Origin of the sequence: Duganella sp. CY15W, assembly GCF_009857555.1 — a bacterium.
Lineage (GTDB): Bacteria > Pseudomonadota > Gammaproteobacteria > Burkholderiales > Burkholderiaceae_D > Rugamonas > Rugamonas sacchari.
This window is the reverse complement of record NZ_WWCQ01000024.1, coordinates 1-409: the sequence shown is the minus strand read 5'-3', so window position 1 is coordinate 409 and position 409 is coordinate 1. Positions and strand designations below refer to the sequence as shown.

Annotated in this window: 2 rRNA genes; both read left to right on the top strand. The window is 45.0% G+C overall.

The features are described from left to right. Positions 1-76: ribosomal RNA gene (locus GTP58_RS30865) — 16S ribosomal RNA — on the top strand; the annotation flags it as partial. Positions 77-289: 213 nt separating this feature from the next. Further along, positions 290-409 (top strand): 23S ribosomal RNA (locus GTP58_RS30860); the annotation flags it as partial.

The window sequence follows — 409 nt, the reverse complement described above, 5'->3', positions numbered from 1 at the left end:
CACGGTAGGATTCGTGACTGGGGTGAAGTCGTAACAAGGTAGCCGTATCGGAAGGTGCGGCTGGATCACCTCCTTTCTAGAGTTTGCAGGATTCTTCGGAATCATTTCAAGCGCTCACACTTATCGATTTGTGAATTTTTGTTCTTTAACAATCTGGAAGAAGTAAAGTAATTGTTATGACCCATGCGGGAAACTGCGTGGGTGGGTAATGATTGTAGTAATCAACAAACAAGCAACAATTCTTATTTCTATAAACGCTTCCTGTTAGTCGCAGGAGCTAACGTTATAGGGACAAGTGAATAAGTGCACATGGCGGATGCCTTGGCGATTACAGGCGATGAAGGACGTAGTAGCTTGCGATAAGCTGCGGGGAGCTAGCAAACAAGCTTTGATCCGCAGATTTCCGAAT